General features: G+C 45.4%; 2 protein-coding genes. Both read left to right on the top strand.

Annotation, left to right across the window (positions count from 1 at the left end; translation table 11 throughout):
• Window positions 1-227: 227 nt before the first annotated feature.
• Complete coding sequence (gene istA / locus ACVWYN_RS18310; protein WP_457290337.1) at window positions 228-1,754, top strand: IS21 family transposase; 1,527 nt, start codon at window positions 228-230, stop codon at window positions 1,752-1,754.
• 71 nt (window positions 1,755-1,825) lie between these two features.
• Window positions 1,826-2,563 carry an IS21-like element helper ATPase IstB gene (gene istB / locus ACVWYN_RS18315; RefSeq protein WP_457290338.1) on the top strand — a complete coding sequence of 246 codons (738 nt, stop codon included), beginning with the start codon at window positions 1,826-1,828 and terminating at the stop codon, window positions 2,561-2,563.
• Window positions 2,564-2,666 lie beyond the last annotated feature (103 nt).

Below are 2,666 nucleotides of genomic sequence, written 5' to 3' on the forward strand. Positions count from 1 at the left end.
TGTCTAATACGGTAGTCATTGGGCCAGTCATTACGGCGATACCGGGCCAACTAAAACGGGAATCACTGGGCCAAGAAGATTAGCCGATAATACGGAGGTCACTGGGCCAAAAACTACCTTCTGATCATAAGGTCAAAACGGAAGTCACTGGGCCACTTTTCATGATTTTTAATAGTCTTGCATCTGAAACATTTATCAGACAGATGGCAGGACAAAGAATTGATATCATGGAATTACGAAGTTTAATCCTCTTTAAACTAAAAGGCTTAAGTAACCGCAAGGTGGCAGATTATTTAAAAGTGAACCGCAAAACGGTTGACAGTTACACCAGCCGCTTTAAAGCATTGGATCTTAGTTACCAGGAGCTTGCAGAGCTTCAGGAATCGGACCTTAGGGATCTGTTTACCGAAAACAGTCAGACGGAAAAAGAGCGTTATGAAACCCTGAGCAGTCAGTTTTCCGACTTCCAGAAAGAGCTGCAAAAGCCTGGCGGCACGTTGCAGGAACTTTGGAAAGAGTACTTTGAAAAGAACCCTAAGGGCTATAAATACACCCAGTTTGCCCTTCACTACCGTAACTGGAAGAACAAGAGCCGCCATAGCGGTAAACTGATTCACAAAGCCGGTGAAAAGCTTTTTATTGACTTTTGTGGTAAGAAGCCCTGGTATGTTGACAGGTCTACCGGAGAACAGATTGAAGTGGAAGTATTCATCGCTGTGCTTCCCTGCAGCCAGTATACCTTCGTTACCGCTACTGCTTCCCAGAAACGGGAGGATCTGATCGGTTGTATGGAGTCGTGTTTGAGATGGATGGGCGGAGTTCCGCAGGCCATCGTATCGGATAATTTGAAATCAGCAGTCAGCAAAGGCAGTAAATATGCCCCTGTTATTAATAAAACCTTTGCAGGCTTTGCCCAGCATTATGGTTGCCTGGTGGATCCTGCTCGTCCTCACCACCCTCAGGATAAGGCACTCGTAGAGCGCAGTGTGGAGCTGGTTTACCAGCGAATCTACTATCATCTGCGTAAGCACACTTATTTCAGCCTTAAAGACCTTAATAAAGCGATTGCTGAACTACTCGAGGGATATAATGATTACCTGTTCTCGCACGGTGGAGGCAGCCGTAGAAGTTATTTTATTGATCTGGAAAAGCAATACCTACAGCCGATTACTTCAGGCTCCTACAGTATCCGTCAGTACCGGCGGGCCAAAGTGCAAAAGACCGCACACATCTACATGAGTGAAGACCGTAACTATTACAGCGTGCCTTACCGCTATACAGGCATGCACGTAGAGGTACAATATAATCAGGATAAGTTAGAAGTCTTCTATAATCACGACCGGATCGCCAGTCATGATAGAAACTATAAGGCAGGTCATTATACCACCACAGCAGACCATATGCCTTCCTCTCATCAGGCCTACGGCAGTTGGAGTCCTGAATATTTCAAGGACCGTGCCCGTCAGATAGGACCGGATACCCTTGCCTATATTGAGCGGTTGTTTAGCCAGTACAACTATCCTGAAATCGCTTATAAACAGAGTCAGGGTATCCTGTCTTTTGTGAAAACCTACAATAAAGACCGGCTGGAGGGAGCTTGTAAAAGAGCCCTGGAATACCATAAAGCTTCTTATCCGACCATCGAAATGATATTGAAAAACAATCTGGATGCACAGGAACAAGATCCGGAAGTTCAGTCCGGACCGCCGATCCCTGAACACAGCAACATCCGCGGGGCAAATCATTACAGATGAGCGGGTTCCGGATCATACTGACCCCACCAGCCACTAATCCTTTTTATTAAATAAATAATCAATAACAAATCATGAACGAACACAACACTGTAGAAAAGATGCGCCGCATGCGCATGAATGCCATGGCAAGCCTTTACCATCGCAGCATCACCGAACACCTTTACCAGGATTACACCCTGGACGACTTCCTCACCATGTTGATAGATACAGAATGGGAAAACCGGCAGAACCGAAACATTGAGAGCTTAATCCAGCGCGCCGGTTTCAAACAGGTAGCTTCTTCTGCCGATATCGACTACCAGGCTAAAAGGGGACTGGACAAAACAACCTTTGAAAGGCTGTTAAGCCTCAGCTTTCTGCAAAAAAAAGAAAACCTGATTATTACTGGTTCCAGTGGTTGCGGAAAATCATTTCTCGCGCAAGCCATTGGGGTTAAGGCTTGTCAAATGCTGCACCGCACAATGTATTACAATACAGCCAGGTTCTTCGATCAGGCTAAACTAGCCAAACTACAAGGCACCTACTATAAACTGATCAAGCGGATTCAAAAAACGGACCTGCTAATACTGGATGACTTTGGTTTGGCGAATATTGACCAACAGGCAAGGAATGTGCTGATGGATGTTATTGAGGAAAGGCATGAGAGCTCCTCTACTATAATCGCCACACAGATACCGGTAGCAAGCTGGCATGGGTTAATTGGAGAAAGTACGGCTGCTGATGCCATACTTGACAGGGTGGTTTTCTCTTCTCACCGAATTGAACTCGAAGGGGAATCTTTTAGAAGAAAAAAACAGTTGAGCCATTAAAATTAAACACTTATAATTGTACATGAAAAGTGGCCCGTTGATTACCGTAATGACTGGCCCGCTATCATCCGTTTTCGCTGGCCCAGTATCACCGTTATAGACA

Source organism: Pedobacter sp. UYP24 (assembly GCF_054057295.1).